We start from the raw sequence: 17002 nt of genomic DNA on the forward strand, positions 1-17002 counted from the left end.
GGCGCGGCGCGGGCGCGGCGACGGGTGCCAGGCTGGAGGCCGCCATGGCCTCGGCCTCGCGTCGCGCAGCGGTGGTCTGCGCATGCCCCGGGTCCAGCCCGGCGGGCGCGGCGATCGGCCCGGCGGCGTCTTGCGGGGCGGGAGGGGGCGGGGCGGGAGGGGGCGGAATCGCGGCGCGCAGCCGTTCCGGCGCCCGGCGCGCGATCGGCGATCCGGCGATCTGGTGGCAGGCGACGCAGCCCCCGGCGGCGAGATCCCCGAACAGCGCCGCGCCGCGCGCCGCATCGCCGGTCCTGCCGCCCAGCGGCGCCTCGATGCGGCGCCCGTCGATGACGTCATAGGGCGCGATCTCGTCGACGCCGATCCACGAATAGTCAGGCTTGGCGATGCCGGCCGCGCCAGGGTCGGCGAGCCCGCGCCAGGCCAGCGCCATGGCGCAGGCGGCAAGTAGAAGCGGGCGGTGTGCTGGCATTGCGGCGGCGACTCCTGCATCGGGTGGCGGGGTCGATCCTAGACCATGTTCCGGGGCGTTTGAAACGCCTTCGCGACGAAGGGTCGCCGCGCCGCCGTTTCGGTTCGGGCCGGGCGCCGCCTTGCGCGCGCCCGGGTTGCGCGCTACCTCCGGCCGACCCTGTCAGCCGCGAGAGAGCCCCCATGACCAAGCCCGACGAGACCGAAGTGAACGCCATCGGGCTGCTCTGTCCGCTGCCGGTGCTCAAGGCCCGCAAGCGCCTGTCGGCGCTGCCTCCCGGCGCGGTGCTGCGGCTGATCGCGGACGATCCCGCGGCGATCGTCGACGTGCCGCATTTCTGCGCCGAGCAGGGGCATGACCTGCTGGAGTCCCTGCCGGCGGCGGGCGGCGCGCGGGTCTATCGGATCCGCAAATCCGGCCCGTAACCCGCCTTAAGTAAAGGCGCATTAAGTAAACAAATATTAACTAATTCAACTTCCGTATATCTAAATTTGATCATACGGGTTTACTTACAATTTATTCGAGGCCCTCATTTTCATCTTCGGGTGAAGTGGATCCTGGATGGGGTCGAGGGGCATGCAGAACGACGCGACGCAAGGGCGGACCGCGCAGGCGGGCGGCTATGGCGACCAGACGATTTCCGGCGGATCCGGGGATGACCTCATCTATGGCGATGCGGCGGCGGGCGCGACCACGAGCCGCCTCGCCTTGCTGTCCGCGGGGCGCGAGGCCGGCGTTGACGCGGCCCAGGGCGCCGGGCGCGCGGTGTCCTATCTGATCGACGGACGGCTGGTGTTCTTCGGCGCCGGGGCCGATCCCGGCGGCGGCGGGCTCAGCGGCTGGACCGTCGATGACGACGACAATCTGGTCTCGACCTACAGCCGCAACGCCTGGCGGGCCGAGGGCGACCTGCTGACCGGCGCGCGCGGCATCGAGGCCTTCGACTGGCAGGGCGAAAGCTACCTGCTGACCGGCGGGCTGGGGGTGAGCCTGTCGCGCCTGACCGGCCCCGGCGCGCCGGCGCTGGTGGACACGGTGCGCGCCGACTGGGGCGACCAGCTGGCCCGCCCCCGCGCCTTCGCGACCTATCAGCTCGACGGCAAGCTGCATGTGCTCACCGGCGGCGAGGGGCTGTCGATGATGCGCTGGGACGCGGCCGGACTGGTGGAGATCGCCAGCTGGCGCGACGACGCGCGCGCCCGGCTGTCCGGGGTGTCGGATATCGCGGTTCTGTCGCTCGACAACGCGCTTTACGCGCTCACCCTGTCCCATGGCGACGCCGGCTTGTCGGTGTTTCGCATCGACGCCGGCGGGCTGACGCTGACCGATCAGCGCTCGCCCGCCGATGACGAGACCGGGTTTGATCTCAGCCGCGGCGACGCATTGGCGGTGATCGGGCGCGCCGGTCACGCCAGCGTCTACGCCGCGGCGGAATGGGGGGCGCTGGTGGTCTATGACCTCGACGCCGCCGGGGGGCTGACGCGGCTGCAGACGCTGGACGCGGCCAGCGATGTCGGTCATGCGCGGATCGGCGGCAAGGATTATGTTTTCGCCGTGGATGGCGGCGACGAGATCCGGGTCTATCTGGCCGCCGCCAGCGGTCGCCTGACGCAGATTGAACGCATCGCGCTGGGCGAGGGCGCCACGGCGCAGGCGCTGGGCGTGACGCAGCAGGGCGACCGGGCGTTGCTGATGATCGGGCGCCCGGACGCCGAGGGGTTCGACTTGCTGCATTTCCGCCCGGCGGGCGACGACGTGATCGACGGCGGCGCCGGCGATGACGAGATCCGCGGCGGCGCCGGGGCCGACCGGCTGATCGGCGGCGAGGGCGATGATCTGCTGCTGGGGGAAACGGACGCGGACTGGCTGCATGGCGGCGCCGGGGCCGACCGGCTGCTGGGCGGGCTGGGCGCCGACACGTTGCTGGGCGGCCCCGGGGCGGATGCGCTGCTGGGCGGCGGCGCCGCCGACCGGCTGCTCGGCGGCGCCGGCGATGACACGCTGCGCGGGCAGCTCGGGGACGATGTGCTCGATGGCGGGCGCGGCGCCGACGCGCTGTTCGGCGGCGCTGGCGGCGACCGGCTGGAAGGGAAGGGCGGCGACGACCGGCTGGTGGGCGGTCTCGGCGCGGATTCGCTGCTGGGCGGGGTCGGCGGCGATCGGCTGATCGGGGGCGGCGGCGACGACGATCTCAACGGCGGCGGCGGCGCGGATGTGCTGAAAGGCGGCGTCGGCGACGATGCGCTTGGCGGGCGCGCCGGGCGCGACGTGCTGCGCGGCGGGGTCGGCGACGATCTGCTGCGCGGGCAGGGCGGCTATGACCGGCTGTTCGGCGCCGCGGGCGCCGACCGGCTGGAGGGCGGCGGCGGCGAGGACCGGCTTGACGGCGGCGGCGGCGCGGACCGGTTGATCGGCGGGCGCGGCAATGACGTGCTGATCGGCGGCGGCGGCGGCGACATATTCGAATTCGCCGCCCGCGACGGGCGCGACCACATCCGGGATTTTCGCAGCGGGGTCGATCGCATCGCGCTGAATTTCGACGTCGATGGCATCGAGGATCTGCGCATCTACCAGCAGGGCGACGACGCGGTGGTCAGGAGCGGGCGGCTGATCCTGACGCTGGACCATGTCGATGCCGATGATCTCGGGGCCGGCGATTTCCTGTTCGGCTGAGGCGGCGTCTCAGCCCTTGCGGTCGCGCAGGAATTTCGCGCAGGGGTCCTCGCGCGGGGCCGGGTCGGTGACGATGACGATGTCAAACAGCGCCGCGCCCGCGTCGGTCGCGCCGCCCTCCGGGGTCCAGCGCGCCAGCGCGTCGCGCCAGTCCGCATCCTCGGGGCGGCGCTCTATCTGGCCGATGGACAGGATTTTCAGCTTCGGCGCGGCGCGGGCCAGATAGGCGGGCACGCCGCGATCCTTGCGCGCATGGCCGTTGCCGGTGACCAGCATCGCCGGGCCGCCCCCGGGGCCCAGCGCGTCGCGGGCGCGCAGCAGCGCCTGCGCGAAACTGGCGTCGCGCAGCCTTTGCGCCGAAACCATCCCCGGCAGCATCGATTCCGGCAACGCGTCGCAATGGGCGGCCATCTGCTCGGCCTGCATCTCGCTCTGCAGGTCGGCGGGCAGCGGCTGGTCCAGATCCCAGCGCGCGGGGTCGCCGGCGAACACCGCGGCGGGGCCGGTCCGGATGGCCGCGCGGATGGCGTCGCGCGACAGGCCGGCGCCGATGATCGCGGCGTCGGGAACCGCCTCGATCACCACGTGATAGGGCTTGTAGCGGTCCCATCGGGCGGCGGTCCGCGCGGCCTCGTCCGGGTTCGGGTCGGCGCGCAGCCGGGCCAGCGCCGCCTCGGCCGCGCGCGGGACCATCTCGAAGGCCACCGCGCCGATATTCAGATCGCGGGCCAGCCGCGCCTGCGCCGCCTGATGCGCGGGGTTGTCATGGATCTCGCCGAACACGATCAGGTCGGCGTCCCGGGCGCGTTCGGCCAGCGCCGCGGGCCCGGCGAGCGGCGCGCCGGTTCGCGCGTCGCGGATCTCGGACGGGGCCGCGGGGGCGCGCGGCGCGGCGGCGATGACGCAAATCAGCGCGAGAAGGGCGAAAACCGGGTTTCGGATCATGGGTCTCTCGTCAACAATGCGGGCGAGACGAAGTCTAGGCCGCGCCGGAGAGGAAACAACCATGCAATCGAAAACCAGCAATCGAGAGGCCGACGAGACCTGGTCCGAGGCGCCCGCCGGCGGGCTTGGCGGCGGCTGCCTGTGCGGCGGCGTGCGCTACCGGGTGACCGGGCCGCTGCGCGAGGTGGTGGCCTGCCATTGCCAGCAATGCCGCCGCCTGTCGGGGCATTTCGTCGCCGCCACCGCCGCGGCGCGCGCGGCGCTGACGTTGGAGAGGCAGGACACGCTGCGCTGGTACGCCTCGTCCGCGAGCGCCGAGCGGGGGTTTTGCGGCCATTGCGGCGGGCAGTTGTTCTGGCGGCTGCTGGACGGGCCCAACGTGTCGATCCATGCCGGCACGCTGGACGCGCCCACGGGGCTGCGGCTGGCGCGTCACATCTATGTGGACGACAAGTCGGACTATTACGAGATCCCCGAGGGCGAGACGGCGCATGGTCAGCGCGGTTAGGGCGCAATCGGCCTGGGGCGGCGCCGCGGGGCGTCGCCCTGGATCGGGCGGCATGAAAAACCCGGCCGCAAGGACCGGGTTTTCAGGCATTCGGGGGCGCGGTCCGGCGGCGTCTAGCGCGCCTGGCCGAGCACCTCCCATTTGCCGTTCCTGATCTGGGAGATGAATATGTCCTCCACGCCCACATGCTTGTCGGGGCCGAAGGACACGGTGTTGCCCATGATCTTGTCGTCGTATTTCAGGCTTTCCATCCCGGCCTTGAAGCTTTCCACCGTCAGGTCGCGCCCGGCGGCCTCCAGCGCGCGCACGAAGGCCTCGGCGCCCGAACGCCCGAGCATGGCGCCGGTGCCGGGGAACTTTTCGCCGGTGGCCTCGGTGTAGGATTTCACCCAGGCGGCGGTTTCGGGATCGCCCATGCGGCCTTCGAGATCGGTCCAGCCGGCGCTGGCGTAGAAGCCTTCTGTGATGCCGCCGGGCACCTTGGCGACGACGGTGTGGAAGGCCGCCGAGGAGCCGACGAACTTCACGTCGCTCCAGCCGATCTTCTTGGCGGTGGCGACCACGGTGATCACCTGCTTGAGCCCGAGCGCCACCGCGATGGTGTCGCATTTCGCCGCTTTCAGCTTGCCCAGCGCGCCGACGAAATCGATTTCATCGGGCTTGTGGGTGGTCTCGGCCCCCCAGGCGAGGCCGAGGGCCGCGGTTTCGTCCTTGGCGCCGCCCTGGATCTCCTTGCCGAAATCCGAGGGGATGTACATGGCGCAGACGGTCTTCGCGCCCTCGTTTTCGGCCATGTAGTCGACGGCGGCGCGCATGCCGTCATAATAGCTGGAGAGGCCGACGAATTTCAGGTCCACGGGGTCCTGCAGCATCTGGCGCGCGGCGGACAGCGGCGAGACGTTGGGGATGCCCTTGCGGTCCAGCACCTTGAAGGCGGCGATGTTGTGGGGGGTGCCGAGGCTGAGCAGCATCGCGAACACCTTGTCGCGATTGACCAGCTTGTTCACCGCCTGCACGGCCTTGGGCACCTGATAGCCGTGATCCTCGACCACGAACCTGATCTTGCGGCCATGCACGCCGCCCGCGGCGTTGACCTCGTCGAAATACAGCTGCGCCGCCTGCACCGAAGGCGCGCCGAAGGCCGCGAACGGACCGCTGAGGTCCGAGGCGGCGCCGATGGTCACCTGATCGTCGGTGACGCCGCGGGTCTGGGCCATGGCGCCCGCGGCCGTCAGCGCGCTCAGGGCCAGCGCCGCCGTGCCGATCATGAAATTTTTCATTTGATGTCTCCCGTTGGTTTTTCGCGGTTCTGTTCTGGGTGCGAGTTGTTGGAGTCCGGACGCGATCAATACATGCTGTCGATCAGCGCCTTGTGCTTCTGTTCCACGAAGCCGCGCTTGAGCTTCATGGTCGGGGTCAGTTCATCATCCTCCGCCGTCAGCAGAATGTCGATGAGCCTGAACGCCTTGATCTGCTCGACCCGGGCGAATTCGCGGTTCACCTGGGCGATTTCGGCGTCGATGAGGTCCTGCACCTCCCGCGCCGCGCAAAGCGAGGCGAAATCGTTGAAGCGCACCCGGCGGTCCTGGGCGAATTTCTCGACGTTTTCCTGGTCGATCATGACCAGGCAGGACAGGAACTTGCGCCGGTCGCCGATGATCACCGCATCCGCGATGTAGGGCGAGAATTTCAGCCGGCTTTCCAGTTCGGCCGGGGTGATGTTCTTGCCGCCGGCGGTGATGATGATGTCCTTGATGCGCCCGGTGATGGTCAGCGCGCCGTCATTGCCGATGCGCCCCACGTCGCCGGTGTGCAGCCAGCCGTCCGCGTCGATGGTCTCGGCGGTCTTGTCGGGCATGTTGAGATAGCCCTTGAACACCAGCGGGCCGCGCAGCAGGATTTCGCCGTCGGGGGCGATCTTCAGCTCCATGCCCGGCAGCGGCGGGCCGACGGTGCCGATGCGGTTGTCGCCGATGCGGTTGGCGGTGGCGACCCCGGCGCATTCGGTGGCGCCGTAGCCTTCCAGCAGCGGCACGCCGATGGCGGTGAACCAGCGGATCAGTTCCGGCGAGATCGGGGCCGCGCCGGTGGTGCCGCGCCGCGCCCGGTCCAGCCCCAGCAGCCGGCGCAGGTTGCGCAGCACCAGCCGGTCCCAGATCTTCCGGCGCAAGGCCAGGGCGGCGGGCAGGGGTTTTCCGGCTTCCTCCAGCGCCACCGCCCGAAGCCCGGTCGCGATGGCGCGGTCAAAGCACCAGCGGCCCAGCGGGGTGGCCTCGGCGCGCATGATCCGCACCCGGGAATAGATCTTTTCCCACAGGCGCGGCACGGCGGTGAAGGAATGGGGCGAGACCTCGCGCAGGTTGTCGAACACGGTTTCCGGGCTCTCGGCGAAATTCACGATCATGCCGGAGGCGAGCGGGAATTCCACCGACACCAGGCGTTCCAGCACGTGGCAGAGCGGCAGAAAGCACAGCAATTCGTCGGTCTCGTGGAAATCCAGCACCTCCAGCCCGGCGCTGAGCTGGTAAAGCATGTTGCGATGCGAAATCATCGCCCCCTTGGGCCTGCCGGTGGTGCCCGATGTGTAGATCAGCATCATCGTGTCTTCGGGGCGGGCTTTTTCGAGCTCCTCCTCGAAGCGGGTCGGATGGTTTTCGGCGGCCACGGCGCCAAGCGCGATCAGTTCGTCAAGGAACATGATCTGAGGATCGCTGAAATCGCGCAGCCCGTCGCGGTCGATGATGATCGCCTTGGCCAGCCCTGGCATCTGGTCGCGGGCTTCGAGAAACTTGTCGAGCTGTTCGTCGTTTTCGAGGACCAGGAATTTCGAGCCGCTGTCATTGACCAGATAGGCGAGCTGCGCGGCGCTGTCGGTGGTGTAGACGCCGTTGGTGACGCCGCCCATGCAGAGCGCGCCCATGTCGACATGCAGCCATTCCAGCCGGTCCTCGGAGAGGATCGAGACCACGTCGCCGCGCGCCAGCCCGAGTTCGGCCAGCCCCATGCCGATCCAGCGGGCGTTTTCGAAATAGTCATGCCAGCTATGGGCGCGCCAGATGCCGAGCTTCTTTTCGCGATGCGCGATGGCGGCGCCCTTGACGCGGCAGCGATGGGCGAACAGCCGGGCGATCGTGTCGCAGCCCTCGACCGCGATGGTCGCGTCGTTCAGGATGGCGCCGTCAGCCATTTTCACCTTCTCCCGCTTGCGCGCGGCAAAACCCGCGACCGGCGCGGCCGGCCGGCGCCGCGCCCTGACCGCGCCGCCCCGGTCCTGTCCCGGGGCCGCCTTGGGGCGCGCCGTGGCCAGATGGTCCCGGATCGGGTCCGGGGCGCGCCGCATTGCCGCTCAGCGCCATGATTTCTTGCGCTTCCATCGTTTCTGAGCGCGCTGGCTGTCCTCGGTCTGCACGCCGAGATAGAATTCCCGGATGTCCTCGGAGGCCAGCAGCCGGTCCGCGGGACCGGCCATGACGATGCGCCCGATTTCCAGGACGTAGCCGTAATCGGCGGCTTTCAGCGCCACATGGGCGTTCTGTTCGACCAGCACCATGGTGACCCCCTGTTCCCGGTTCAGGCGCCTGATGATCGTAAAAATCTCCTTCACCAGCAGCGGCGACAGCCCCAGCGAGGGTTCGTCGAGCAGCATCACCTTGGGCCTTGTCATCAGCCCGCGGCCGATGGCCAGCATCTGCTGCTGACCGCCCGACAGGGTGCCGGCCTGCTGCGCGACCCGATCCCGCAGGATCGGGAAGTAATCGTAGACCATATCCATGTCGCGCGCGATCGCCGCCGCCCCGTCGGCGCGGGTGAAGGCGCCCATGCGCAGGTTTTCCTCGACCGTGAGGAAGGGGAACATCTCGCGCCCCTCGGGCACATGGGCGATTCCGGCGCGCACCACCGCGTCGGGCTCAAGGCCGCTGATGACCTCGCCCTCCAGCAGCACCTCGCCCTTTTCCGGGTCCATCACCCCAGAAACGGTTTTCAGCAGCGTGGTCTTGCCGGCGCCGTTGGCCCCGAGGACGGTGACGATCTTTCCGCGGGGGACCTCGATCGACACGCCGCGAATGGCCATGATCGGCCCGTAGAAGCTTTCGAGGTTGCGGACCTCCAGCACCGGGGCCTCGGCCGCGACGCGCGATTCGGCCGCGACGCGCAATTCGGTCGCGGCGATGACGATCTCGCTCATGCCGCGTCCCCCGTTTCATCGGCGGCGTCCTCGACGCCCAGATAGGCCTCGATCACCGCCGGGTGGCTCTGCACCTCCTGCGCCGTGCCCTGGGCCAGCATCCGCCCGTCGGCCAGCGCCAGCACCCGGTCGGAGACCTGGGTGACGAGGCTCATGTCATGTTCGACCATGAGAATGGTCAGGCCCATGTCCTTCTGCATGTCCTCGATCCAGTAGGCCACGTCCTGGGTTTCCTCCACCGACAGGCCCGAGGCGGGTTCGTCGAGCAGCATCAGCCGCGGTTCGGAGGCCAGCCCGCGCGCCACCTCGACGATCTTGCGCACCCCGTAGGGCAGCCCGGCGATCATCTTGTCGCGATAGGGTTGCAGGTCGAGGAAATCGATCACCTCCTCGGCCTTCTCGCGATTGCGGATTTCCTCGCGACGGGCGCGGGGCAGGAACAGCATGTCCTCGATCCAGTGGGTGGCGCGCCGCGAATGCCGCCCCACCAGCAGGTTCTGCAGCACCGTGGAATGTTCGAACAATTCGATGTTCTGGAAGGTGCGCGCGATGCCCAGCGGCGCGATCTGGTCGGGGCGCATGCGGGTGATGTCGCGCCCGTCGAAATGGATCGTTCCGCCGGTGGGCCGATAAAAGCGCGAGATCAGGTTGAAGATGGTGGATTTGCCGGCCCCGTTGGGCCCGACGATGGTGAACACCTCGCCTTCCGTCACGTCGAAGCTGACGCCGTCCACCGCCTTGACGCCGCCGAACGCGATGGACAGGTCGCGCACCGAAAGCAGGCTCATTTCATGCGCTCCGTCTTGAGGTAGCTTTTCTGGCGGCGGAACATGTCCTTGCGCGACAGCGGGAACAGCTGCACCCAGGTGCGGATCTTCAGCCAGCGACCGTAGACCCCCATGGGCTCGACCAGGATGAACAGGATCAGCAGGATGGCGAACACCCCGGTGTCGAGCCCCGGGATGGTGGCGTTGCCGGTGTCGAAGATGTCGGCGACCGTCTCGCGCCCCAGCACGATCACCTGCGGCAGCAGCCCGATGACGATGGCCCCGAAATAGGCCCCGTGGATCGAGCCCAGCCCGCCGATGGTGACCATCAGCAGCAGCTGGATCGAGATCAGCGCCAGGAAGGCCTCGTAGTTGAAGGCCCCGAGGAAATGCGCCAGCAGCGCCCCGGCCAGCCCGGTGAAGAAGCAGCTGATGCCAAAGGACAGCGTCTTGTAGTAGGCGGCGTTGATTCCCATCGCCCTTGCCGAGACCTCGGAATCCCGGATCGCCGCGAAAGCCCGCCCGGTGGGGGCGCGCAGCAGGTTGCGATACATCAGCGTCACCGCGATCACCACCGCCAGGCACAGCCAGTAGAAGGGCCGCCCTTGCGCCGCGTAGCGGTCGAAATCGACGCCGAAGATGATCGGGGAGGGCGCATAGACGCCCTCGACCCCGCCGGTCCAGGGATCCATCAGGATGATGATGTCCTCGGCGATGATGCCCAGCGCCAGGGTGGCGATGGCGAGGTAGATGCCGGTCATCCGGAGCGCGGGAATGGCGATCAGCGCCCCGACAACGCCGGAAAACAGCCCGGCGAGCGGAAAGCTGAGCAGGAAGGGCAGGCCCTGTTCCATGAGCCAGACCTCCATGTAGGCCCCGGTGGCCAGAAACGCGCCATGCCCCAGCGTCGGCTGCCCGGTGTGCCCCGCCAGCAGCATCACCCCGAGCCCGGCGACGATCCACACCAGCACGTAGGTGGCCTCGCCCAGCAGGTATTCGTCCAGATACAGCGGCGCCGCGGCGGCAAGCAGCGTCAGCAGCCCGTACCACAGCGCCTGCGCGCGGTCCTCGAACAGCTGGATGTCTTGCGCATACGAGGTCTTGAAGATGGTTTTCATGCCTCAGACCTTCTTCTGGGACATTTGCGCGAACAACCCGTTGGGGCGCAGCACCAGCACCAGCAGCATGATCGCGTAGGGGGCGATCTGGCTGTAGCCGGCGGCGACGTAGCGGGACGAAAACGTTTCCGCCAGCCCGACGATCAGCCCGCCCAGCAGCGCCCCCGGCAGGGACCCGAAGCCGCCGATCACCGCCGCCGCGAAGGCCTTGATGCCCAGCAGCCCGGTCCCGGGATCGATGGATCCCTTGGAGGCGAACAGCACCCCGGCCACCGTCGCCAGCATCCCCGAGATGCCCCAGATCAGCGCCGAGACCTTTTTCACCGGCACGCCCATGTAATAGGCGGCGAGCTGGTTCTGCGACGCCGCCTGCATGGCCACGCCCATCCTGGTGCGCGCGAAAAAGACATACAGCCCCGCGGTCAGCGCCACGGTGACGCCGATCACGAAGATCTCGTCATAGCCGATCACCGCCGCGCCAAGGTCGATGGATTTCCCGGCCATGGGGGTCTGCAGGGTCTGGGGCTCATGCCCCCAGATCAGCCCGGCGACGAAGCGCATCACGAAGCCCATCGCGATGGTGAGGATGACGATGGCGAATTGCGGCTGGCCGAACAGGCGGCGCAGCACCACCACCTCCAGCAGATAGCCCACGGCGCCCATCGCCAGCGCGGCGAGCAGCACGCCGGGGATGAACATCAACCCCCACCGGTTGTCATTGACCAATTGCAGGGCGATGAACGCGCCCAGCATCATCATGTCGCCCTGGGCGAAATTCACCGCCTCGGTGGCCTTGTAGATAAGCACGAAGCCAAGCGCGACCAACCCGTAGACGCACCCGTTCGCGACCCCGCTGATCAGCAGTTGCAGGATGTCCAAGCTGTCCTCCGGCCCTGTTGCCGCGCGCCGTTCACGCATGCGCGCATCGCCGCGGGCGCGACGCGATTGCAGCGCCGCCGCCCATGGCGCCGGCTTGCGGCGCGGATGTTGCTGCGCGATTTTTCGCGCCTTGGCATGAACGATACCGCACCTGAACGCCCGGTCCAGAAGTTTGTCAGCGCCGTGGCGTCAACCGCCTTCGCCGTCCGGCGCGGCGCGCGCCGTCCGGCGCGGCGCGCCCGGCCCCCCGTCGCGGGCCGCGCCGGTTGCGCCGAGACGCTGGCGCCCCGCCATTCAAAAGCCTATGTTTTATCTGAAAGGACGGCGTGCGGGGATGCGCGACGCCGCGCGAAAACGCCAAGCAGGAGCGCTGAATGCCAGACACCGGATTGCGAAAGCTGGCGGCGTTCGTCGCGCTGGCGATGATCCTCACCGCCTCGTGGAACGCCATGGGCGCGCGGGCGGACCGGCCCGCCCCCGGAACCGGGATCGTTTCGCAATGAGCGCCAGGCGCTTTGGCGGGCGCCACAGCGCCGGCGCGCCGCGGGATCGCGACGGGGGGCGCAGCGAGGTTCGCGACGCGCCGCCGCGTTTCAAGTCGCTGTTTCGCAGGGATCCCGTCGACGAAGACGATCCCGCGCAGGCCAAGCCGGAAAAGAAGCCGGGCATCGGGTTCTGGGCGCGCAGCATGATGTTCGCGCCGACGCCGCTGCTGTTCGCGGCGCTTGGCGAGATGCGCCGCGGCGACGTTCCGGCGATGATCATCGAATTCGCCGCCTTCGCCATGCTCGTCGCCGCCGCGTGGCTGCTGCGCGAAGGCATCTACGCGCAGATCGAATACGACCGGCGCAAGACCGCGCGGCGCCCGGCGGCGCCGCGCAAGATCTTCGCGTCGGCGCTGACCGGTCTCGGGGTGGCGCTGGCGGCGGGGTATTCCTGGGGGCTGGGCTGGTTCGCCGGGCCGGCCTTCGGCCTGGTCGCCGCCGCGGCGCATCTGTTCGCCTTCGGGCCGGACCCTCTGCGCGACAAGGGCATGAAGGATTTCGACGCCCGCGAGCTTGATCGCGCCGCCGAGGCGGTGGACCGGGCCGAGGCGCTGCTGGAGGAAACGCTGGAGGCCGCCAGGGGGCTCGCCGATCGCGACCTGCGCACCCGCGTCGGCCGGCTGGTCGCCGCTGCGCGCGAGGTGCTGGCCGAGATCGAGGAGGACCCCCGCGACCTGCGCCGATCCCGCCGGTTCCTGTCGATCTACCTGGTGGGCGCGCGCAACGCCACGGTGCAATACGCCAAGGTGTCCCAGCGCGACGCCGGGCTGCACGAGGGCTTCGACAAACTTCTGACCGAATTGGATTCCAGCTTTGCGCGGCAGCGTTCACGGCTGCTGAGCGATGATCGCGACGCGCTGGAGGTCGAAATCGAAGTGCTCAAGGATCGATTGAAACAGGAAGGGGCGGCGCTTTAGGCCGTTTCAGACAAGGAGAACCCGGCAATGACCGAAAACATGCGCGAAAAGGCCCAGACCGCCTCGAAGGAAGCCGAAGCGGTGATCGCCGTCTCCCTGCCCGAGCCGCCCGCCGAGGTGACGCCGGCGGACGCCGCCGACCCCGAGCGCAAGGCGGTCATCGACCGGCTGATGGGCGAGCTGGACATGTCCAACGCCCAGTCGATCATCACCTTCGGATCCGCCGCGCAGGCCGAGCTGACGGACATCTCCGACCAGATGCTGGAGGGCGTGCGCAACAAGGACACCGGCCCGGCGGGCGGCGCCCTGCGCCAGATGGTCACCGAGATCCGCGGCTTCGACGTCGACGAGCTTGACCCCAACCGCAAGCAGAGCTGGTGGGAGAAGCTGTTTTCGCGGGTGACGCCGATCGCCGATTTCATCGCCGAATACGAACAGGTGCGCGACCAGATCGACCGGGTGTCCGAGGAGCTGCTCGGCCACGAGACCGTGCTGCTGAAAGACATCAAGATGCTCGACAAGCTCTATGAAAAGAGCCTCGATTTCTACGATCAGCTGGCGCTCTACATCGCCGCCGGCGAGGCCAGCATCGCCAGGCTCGACAACGAGGTCATCCCCGCCAAGGAGGCCGACATGCAGGCCGCGGCGGACGGCCAGGGCGTGCTGGCGGCCCAGGAGCTGCGCGACCTGCGCGCCGCGCGCGACGATCTCGAACGGCGGGTCTACGACCTGAAGCTGACGCGGCAGGTGACCATGCAGTCGCTGCCCTCGATCCGGCTGGTGCAGGAAAACGACAAGTCGCTGGTCAACAAGATCAACTCGACGCTGGTGAACACCGTGCCGCTCTGGCAGACGCAGCTGGCGCAGGCGGTGACCATCGCCCGGTCCCGCGACGCGGCGGGGGCGGTGAAGGGGGCGACCGACCTCACCAACGAATTGTTGACGAAGAACGCCGAGAATCTCCAGCAGGCCAATCGCGAGGTGCGAGAGCAGATGGAGCGGGGCGTTTTCGACATCGCCAGCGTGAAGGCCGCCAACGACACGCTGATCGCCACCATCCAGGAAAGCCTGCAGATCGCCGACGCGGGCAAGGCCAAGCGGGCGGAGGCGGAAAAGGAACTGCTCCGCATGGAGGCGGAGCTGAAATCGACCCTCGCCGCGGCCAAGGCCGCGCGCGAAGAACCCGACTACCCCGACGACGACGATGACGACGACTAGGTCGTCGGCGCCCGGCGGCGCGCCGGGCTGAAACCGGATCGAGGCGACGGAGGCGGAAGCTGAGCGAGATGCGTAACCTGAGTGGTCTTTTTTCCGCCATGCGATCCGGCGCCCGTCCCTGCAGTCGCGCGCGGGCGGGTCTGGCGCTGGCCGCGGCCGCGGCGCTCGCCGCCTGCGGCGCCTCGACCGAGGCCAAATACGCGGCCTTGCAGACCTATTACAGCGACCAGGGCCTGATGCGCACGGAAACCGACCCGCCCGACGCGCCGTTCGACAACGCCGATCTGATCCGCAATTTCGAACGCATCGCCTTCTTCAAGGAATTCGCCACCTCGAGCGAGCTGCGCGAGGAACTCACCTCGGTGAAGCTGGTGAAATGGAACGGGCCGATCAGCTACAACGTGTCCGGCGACGCGGTGACCGCGCGCGACATCGCCGAGTATGACGCGCTGATCGCCCGGCTTTCGGCGCTGACCGGGCTGGAATTCGTCAAGGGCGGCCCGGACTCCAACATCGTGGTGATGATCGCCAGTCCGGCGCTGCGGCTGGCTTTCGTCGACATGATGCGCGATCGCGGCAAGATCGACCGCATTCAGCTGATCGAGGAATGGTCGCGCAACGACATCTATCCCTGCGTCGGCCAGGTGGGCTGGAGCGGCAAGGGCGACCGGCGCTCGCAGCACGCGCTGATCGCCATCAAGGCGGAGACCGCCGGCGTGCTGCGCCAGAGCTGCATTCACGAGGAACTGATCCAGACCCTGGGCCTGCTGAACGACGACCGCACCGTCCGGCCCTCGATCTTCAATGACGATCAGGAATTCGCATTGATGACCCGCCATGACGAATACCTGCTGCGCATTCTTTACGACCCGCGCCTGCGCCACGGCATGAGCGCCCGGGAGGGCATGCCGATCGTGCGCCGCATCGTCGCCGAAATCGGCCCGGACGCGGACGGTTCGCATGGGCCGCGATCGGGCGGGGGCGGCTGATGCGCGCGGCCGCGGCGCTGGCCGTGGCGGTGTTCGCGGCGGGCTGCGGGCCGCCCAACACGCTGCGCAACATCGGCCAGGTCGAATCCCGAATGAAGGCCGCAGGCCTGCTGCGCACCGAGACCGCGCCCGCCGACGCCCCCTTCGGCAATCGCGATCTGGTGCGCAATTTCAGCCGCATCGCCTTTTACGCCGAATCGTTTTCGCCTGATGCGCCCGGAAGCGTGGCGACCAGGCTCAGCAAATGGCGGGGCAAGGTGACCTGGACCATCGTCGGCGACGCGGTTCTCGACGAACGCGCGAAGATCCTCAGGTTCACCGCGCGGCTTGGCCGCCTGACCGGGCTGGAATTCGCGCCGGCGCAGGCCGACGCCGACATCGTGTTCCTGTTTCTCGACTACGACCAGCGGCTGGAGTTCAGGGCCTTGCTGGAGACCGCGGGCGATCTCGAACGCTTGCAGCACATCGCGCGCTGGACCCATAATCAGGATGTGCTGTGCTTCGCCTCCACCTGGTCGAAAGACGACGCGTTCGGCTATCAGACCGATGGACTCATCGGCATCCCCACCGAATTGTCGCGATTCCTGCGCGACAGCTGCATCGAGGAGGAACTGGCGCAGTCGCTGGGCCTGCCCAATGACGACCCGGAGGTGCGCCCCTCGATCTTCAACGACGACGAGGAATTCGCCTTCATGACCGCGCATGACGAATACCTGCTGCGCATTCTCTATGACGACCGGCTCAAGGTCGGGATGACCGAGGCCGAGGCCATGCCGATCGTGCGCCGCATCGTCGCCGAGATCGGGCCGGGCTAGGCCGGGATCCGGCGTCGCGCCCCTTCGCGACGGCCCCGGAATGCGATATATCGAGACCATCGCCGCCCCGTCGGCGTCAGAAAAGCGAGACCGCCATGTCCATATTCGACTTCCTTTCCGGCCAGTTCATCGACGTCATCGCCTGGACCGACGACACCCGCGACACGCTGGTCTGGCGGTTCGAGCGCGAAGGCCATGAGATCAAATACGGCGCCAAGCTGACGGTGCGCGAGGGGCAGGCGGCGGTGTTCGTGCACGAGGGCCAGATCGCGGACGTGTTCGCCCCCGGGCTCTACATGCTCGAAACCAACAACATGCCGATCATGACCAGTCTGCAATACTGGGACCACGGATTTAACAGCCCGTTCAAATCAGAAATATATTTCGTCTCCACCACGCGCTACCAGGATCTGAAATGGGGCACGAAAAGCCCGATCATCTGCCGCGACCCCGAATTCGGTCCGGTGCGGCTGCGCGCGTTCGGCTCCTACACCATCCGGGTGATCGACCCGGGGCTGTTCCTGCGTGAAATCGTCGGCACCGACGGTGAATTCACCACCGACGAAATCAGTTTCCAGCTGCGCAACATCATCGTGTCGCGGTTTTCCAACGCCATCGCCGGATCCGGGATTCCGGTGCTCGACATGGCGGCGAACACCCATGATCTGGCGGAGTTCGTGAAGGCCAGAATCGCGCCGGAGCTGGCGGAATTCGGGCTCGAGACCCCGGCGCTGTATATCGAGAACGTCTCGCTGCCCCCGGCGGTGGAGGCGGCGCTGGACAAGCGCACCTCCATGGGCATCGTCGGCGATCTCGGGCGCTACACGCAGTTCCAGGCGGCCGAGGCCATGGCCGCGGCGGCGCGCAACCCGGGGCAGGGCGGCGGCATGGGCGCGGGGCTGGGCATGGGCATGGGCATGGCCATGGCGCAGCAGATGGCGCCGGGCGCGGGCGGCGCCCCGGCGCCGGC

16 protein-coding genes and 1 pseudogene are annotated in these 17002 nt (G+C 68.4%); 9 read left to right on the forward strand and 8 right to left on the reverse strand.

The genetic code is table 11. The features are described from left to right. Nucleotides 1–472, reverse strand: a pseudogene (locus AC1HC7_RS06185) (hypothetical protein); the annotation flags it as partial. A gap of 182 nt (nucleotides 473–654) precedes the next feature. On the opposite strand from AC1HC7_RS06185, the gene AC1HC7_RS06190 reads away from it, so the two are divergent. Together AC1HC7_RS06190 and AC1HC7_RS06195 are read left to right on the forward strand one after the other, a co-directional pair. After that, a complete protein-coding gene (locus AC1HC7_RS06190) occupies nucleotides 655–897 on the forward strand; it encodes a sulfurtransferase TusA family protein (protein ID WP_479496463.1) in 243 nt (80 codons plus the stop codon). A 151-nt stretch (nucleotides 898–1048) separates the two neighbouring features. Beyond that, entirely contained in the window at nucleotides 1049–3145 is a 2097-nt protein-coding gene (locus AC1HC7_RS06195) for a calcium-binding protein (protein WP_479496462.1), read from the forward strand. Nucleotides 3146–3154: 9 nt separating this feature from the next. Here the strand turns inward: AC1HC7_RS06195 and AC1HC7_RS06200 are convergent, their stop codons facing one another. After that, nucleotides 3155–4090: a ChaN family lipoprotein gene (locus tag AC1HC7_RS06200; protein WP_479496461.1), complete on the reverse strand. Its 936-nt coding sequence runs from the start codon at nucleotides 4088–4090 to the stop codon at nucleotides 3155–3157. A gap of 61 nt (nucleotides 4091–4151) precedes the next feature. On the opposite strand from AC1HC7_RS06200, the gene AC1HC7_RS06205 reads away from it, so the two are divergent. Beyond that, nucleotides 4152–4598 carry a GFA family protein gene (locus AC1HC7_RS06205; protein WP_479496460.1) on the forward strand — a complete coding sequence of 149 codons (447 nt, stop codon included), beginning with the start codon at nucleotides 4152–4154 and terminating at the stop codon, nucleotides 4596–4598. Nucleotides 4599–4711: 113 nt separating this feature from the next. Here the strand turns inward: AC1HC7_RS06205 and AC1HC7_RS06210 are convergent, their stop codons facing one another. The 6 genes from AC1HC7_RS06210 to AC1HC7_RS06235 all read right to left on the reverse strand — a co-directional run bounded on the left by AC1HC7_RS06210 (nucleotide 4712) and on the right by AC1HC7_RS06235 (nucleotide 11548). Then, nucleotides 4712–5878, reverse strand: a complete 1167-nt coding sequence (locus AC1HC7_RS06210) for an ABC transporter substrate-binding protein (protein ID WP_479496459.1) — start codon at nucleotides 5876–5878, stop codon at nucleotides 4712–4714. A 65-nt stretch (nucleotides 5879–5943) separates the two neighbouring features. Continuing rightward, on the reverse strand, nucleotides 5944–7785 hold the full coding sequence (locus AC1HC7_RS06215) for an AMP-dependent synthetase/ligase (RefSeq protein WP_479496458.1): 1842 nt from the start codon (nucleotides 7783–7785) through the stop codon (nucleotides 5944–5946). A gap of 159 nt (nucleotides 7786–7944) precedes the next feature. Continuing rightward, nucleotides 7945–8670 (reverse strand): ABC transporter ATP-binding protein, encoded by a 726-nt coding sequence (locus AC1HC7_RS06220; protein WP_479496512.1) that lies wholly within the window; start codon nucleotides 8668–8670, stop codon nucleotides 7945–7947. A gap of 110 nt (nucleotides 8671–8780) precedes the next feature. Continuing rightward, nucleotides 8781–9572 (reverse strand): ABC transporter ATP-binding protein, encoded by a 792-nt coding sequence (locus AC1HC7_RS06225; RefSeq protein WP_479496457.1) that lies wholly within the window; start codon nucleotides 9570–9572, stop codon nucleotides 8781–8783. Next, a complete protein-coding gene (locus AC1HC7_RS06230) occupies nucleotides 9569–10669 on the reverse strand; it encodes a branched-chain amino acid ABC transporter permease (protein WP_479498792.1) in 1101 nt (366 codons plus the stop codon). Before AC1HC7_RS06230 ends, AC1HC7_RS06225 begins: the two co-directional genes overlap by 4 nt. Nucleotides 10670–10672: 3 nt before the next feature. Beyond that, nucleotides 10673–11548 (reverse strand): branched-chain amino acid ABC transporter permease, encoded by an 876-nt coding sequence (locus tag AC1HC7_RS06235; RefSeq protein ID WP_479498793.1) that lies wholly within the window; start codon nucleotides 11546–11548, stop codon nucleotides 10673–10675. 374 nt (nucleotides 11549–11922) lie between these two features. Here AC1HC7_RS06235 and AC1HC7_RS06240 point away from each other — a divergent pair, with 374 nt between their 5' ends. The 6 genes from AC1HC7_RS06240 to AC1HC7_RS06265 form a co-directional block, all read left to right on the forward strand. Then, on the forward strand, nucleotides 11923–12051 hold the full coding sequence (locus AC1HC7_RS06240) for a hypothetical protein (RefSeq protein ID WP_479496454.1): 129 nt from the start codon (nucleotides 11923–11925) through the stop codon (nucleotides 12049–12051). After that, nucleotides 12048–13010 (forward strand): 5-bromo-4-chloroindolyl phosphate hydrolysis family protein, encoded by a 963-nt coding sequence (locus AC1HC7_RS06245; RefSeq protein WP_479496453.1) that lies wholly within the window; start codon nucleotides 12048–12050, stop codon nucleotides 13008–13010. Before AC1HC7_RS06240 ends, AC1HC7_RS06245 begins: the two co-directional genes overlap by 4 nt. Nucleotides 13011–13037: 27 nt before the next feature. Next, nucleotides 13038–14228: a toxic anion resistance protein gene (locus tag AC1HC7_RS06250; protein WP_479496452.1), complete on the forward strand. Its 1191-nt coding sequence runs from the start codon at nucleotides 13038–13040 to the stop codon at nucleotides 14226–14228. Between the two features lie 68 nt (nucleotides 14229–14296). Then, nucleotides 14297–15217, forward strand: a complete 921-nt coding sequence (locus tag AC1HC7_RS06255; protein ID WP_479496451.1) for a DUF2927 domain-containing protein — start codon at nucleotides 14297–14299, stop codon at nucleotides 15215–15217. Beyond that, complete coding sequence (locus tag AC1HC7_RS06260; protein WP_479496450.1) at nucleotides 15217–16032, forward strand: DUF2927 domain-containing protein; 816 nt, start codon at nucleotides 15217–15219, stop codon at nucleotides 16030–16032. The genes AC1HC7_RS06255 and AC1HC7_RS06260 overlap by 1 nt, the downstream gene beginning before the upstream one ends. A 95-nt stretch (nucleotides 16033–16127) precedes the next feature. Then, the coding region (locus AC1HC7_RS06265) for an SPFH domain-containing protein (RefSeq protein ID WP_479498794.1) at nucleotides 16128–17002 on the forward strand (875 nt) is incomplete at its 3' end.

Source organism: Oceanicella sp. (assembly GCF_056449545.1).

Bases quoted from the DNA above. Each gene is read 5' to 3' on its own strand.
- AC1HC7_RS06255 (WP_479496451.1), top strand. From the start codon at position 14,297: ATGCGTAACCTGAGTGGTCTTTTTTCCGCCATGCGATCCGGCGCCCGT.
- AC1HC7_RS06245 (WP_479496453.1), top strand. From the start codon at position 12,048: ATGAGCGCCAGGCGCTTTGGCGGGCGCCACAGCGCCGGCGCGCCGCGG.
- AC1HC7_RS06210 (WP_479496459.1), bottom strand. From the start codon at position 5,878: ATGAAAAATTTCATGATCGGCACGGCGGCGCTGGCCCTGAGCGCGCTG.
- AC1HC7_RS06220 (WP_479496512.1), bottom strand. From the start codon at position 8,670: ATGGCCATTCGCGGCGTGTCGATCGAGGTCCCCCGCGGAAAGATCGTC.
- AC1HC7_RS06205 (WP_479496460.1), top strand. From the start codon at position 4,152: ATGCAATCGAAAACCAGCAATCGAGAGGCCGACGAGACCTGGTCCGAG.
- AC1HC7_RS06230 (WP_479498792.1), bottom strand. From the start codon at position 10,669: ATGAAAACCATCTTCAAGACCTCGTATGCGCAAGACATCCAGCTGTTC.
- AC1HC7_RS06240 (WP_479496454.1), top strand. From the start codon at position 11,923: ATGCCAGACACCGGATTGCGAAAGCTGGCGGCGTTCGTCGCGCTGGCG.
- AC1HC7_RS06225 (WP_479496457.1), bottom strand. From the start codon at position 9,572: ATGAGCCTGCTTTCGGTGCGCGACCTGTCCATCGCGTTCGGCGGCGTC.
- AC1HC7_RS06260 (WP_479496450.1), top strand. From the start codon at position 15,217: ATGCGCGCGGCCGCGGCGCTGGCCGTGGCGGTGTTCGCGGCGGGCTGC.
- AC1HC7_RS06195 (WP_479496462.1), top strand. From the start codon at position 1,049: ATGCAGAACGACGCGACGCAAGGGCGGACCGCGCAGGCGGGCGGCTAT.
- AC1HC7_RS06200 (WP_479496461.1), bottom strand. From the start codon at position 4,090: ATGATCCGAAACCCGGTTTTCGCCCTTCTCGCGCTGATTTGCGTCATC.
- AC1HC7_RS06250 (WP_479496452.1), top strand. From the start codon at position 13,038: ATGACCGAAAACATGCGCGAAAAGGCCCAGACCGCCTCGAAGGAAGCC.
- AC1HC7_RS06190 (WP_479496463.1), top strand. From the start codon at position 655: ATGACCAAGCCCGACGAGACCGAAGTGAACGCCATCGGGCTGCTCTGT.
- AC1HC7_RS06215 (WP_479496458.1), bottom strand. From the start codon at position 7,785: ATGGCTGACGGCGCCATCCTGAACGACGCGACCATCGCGGTCGAGGGC.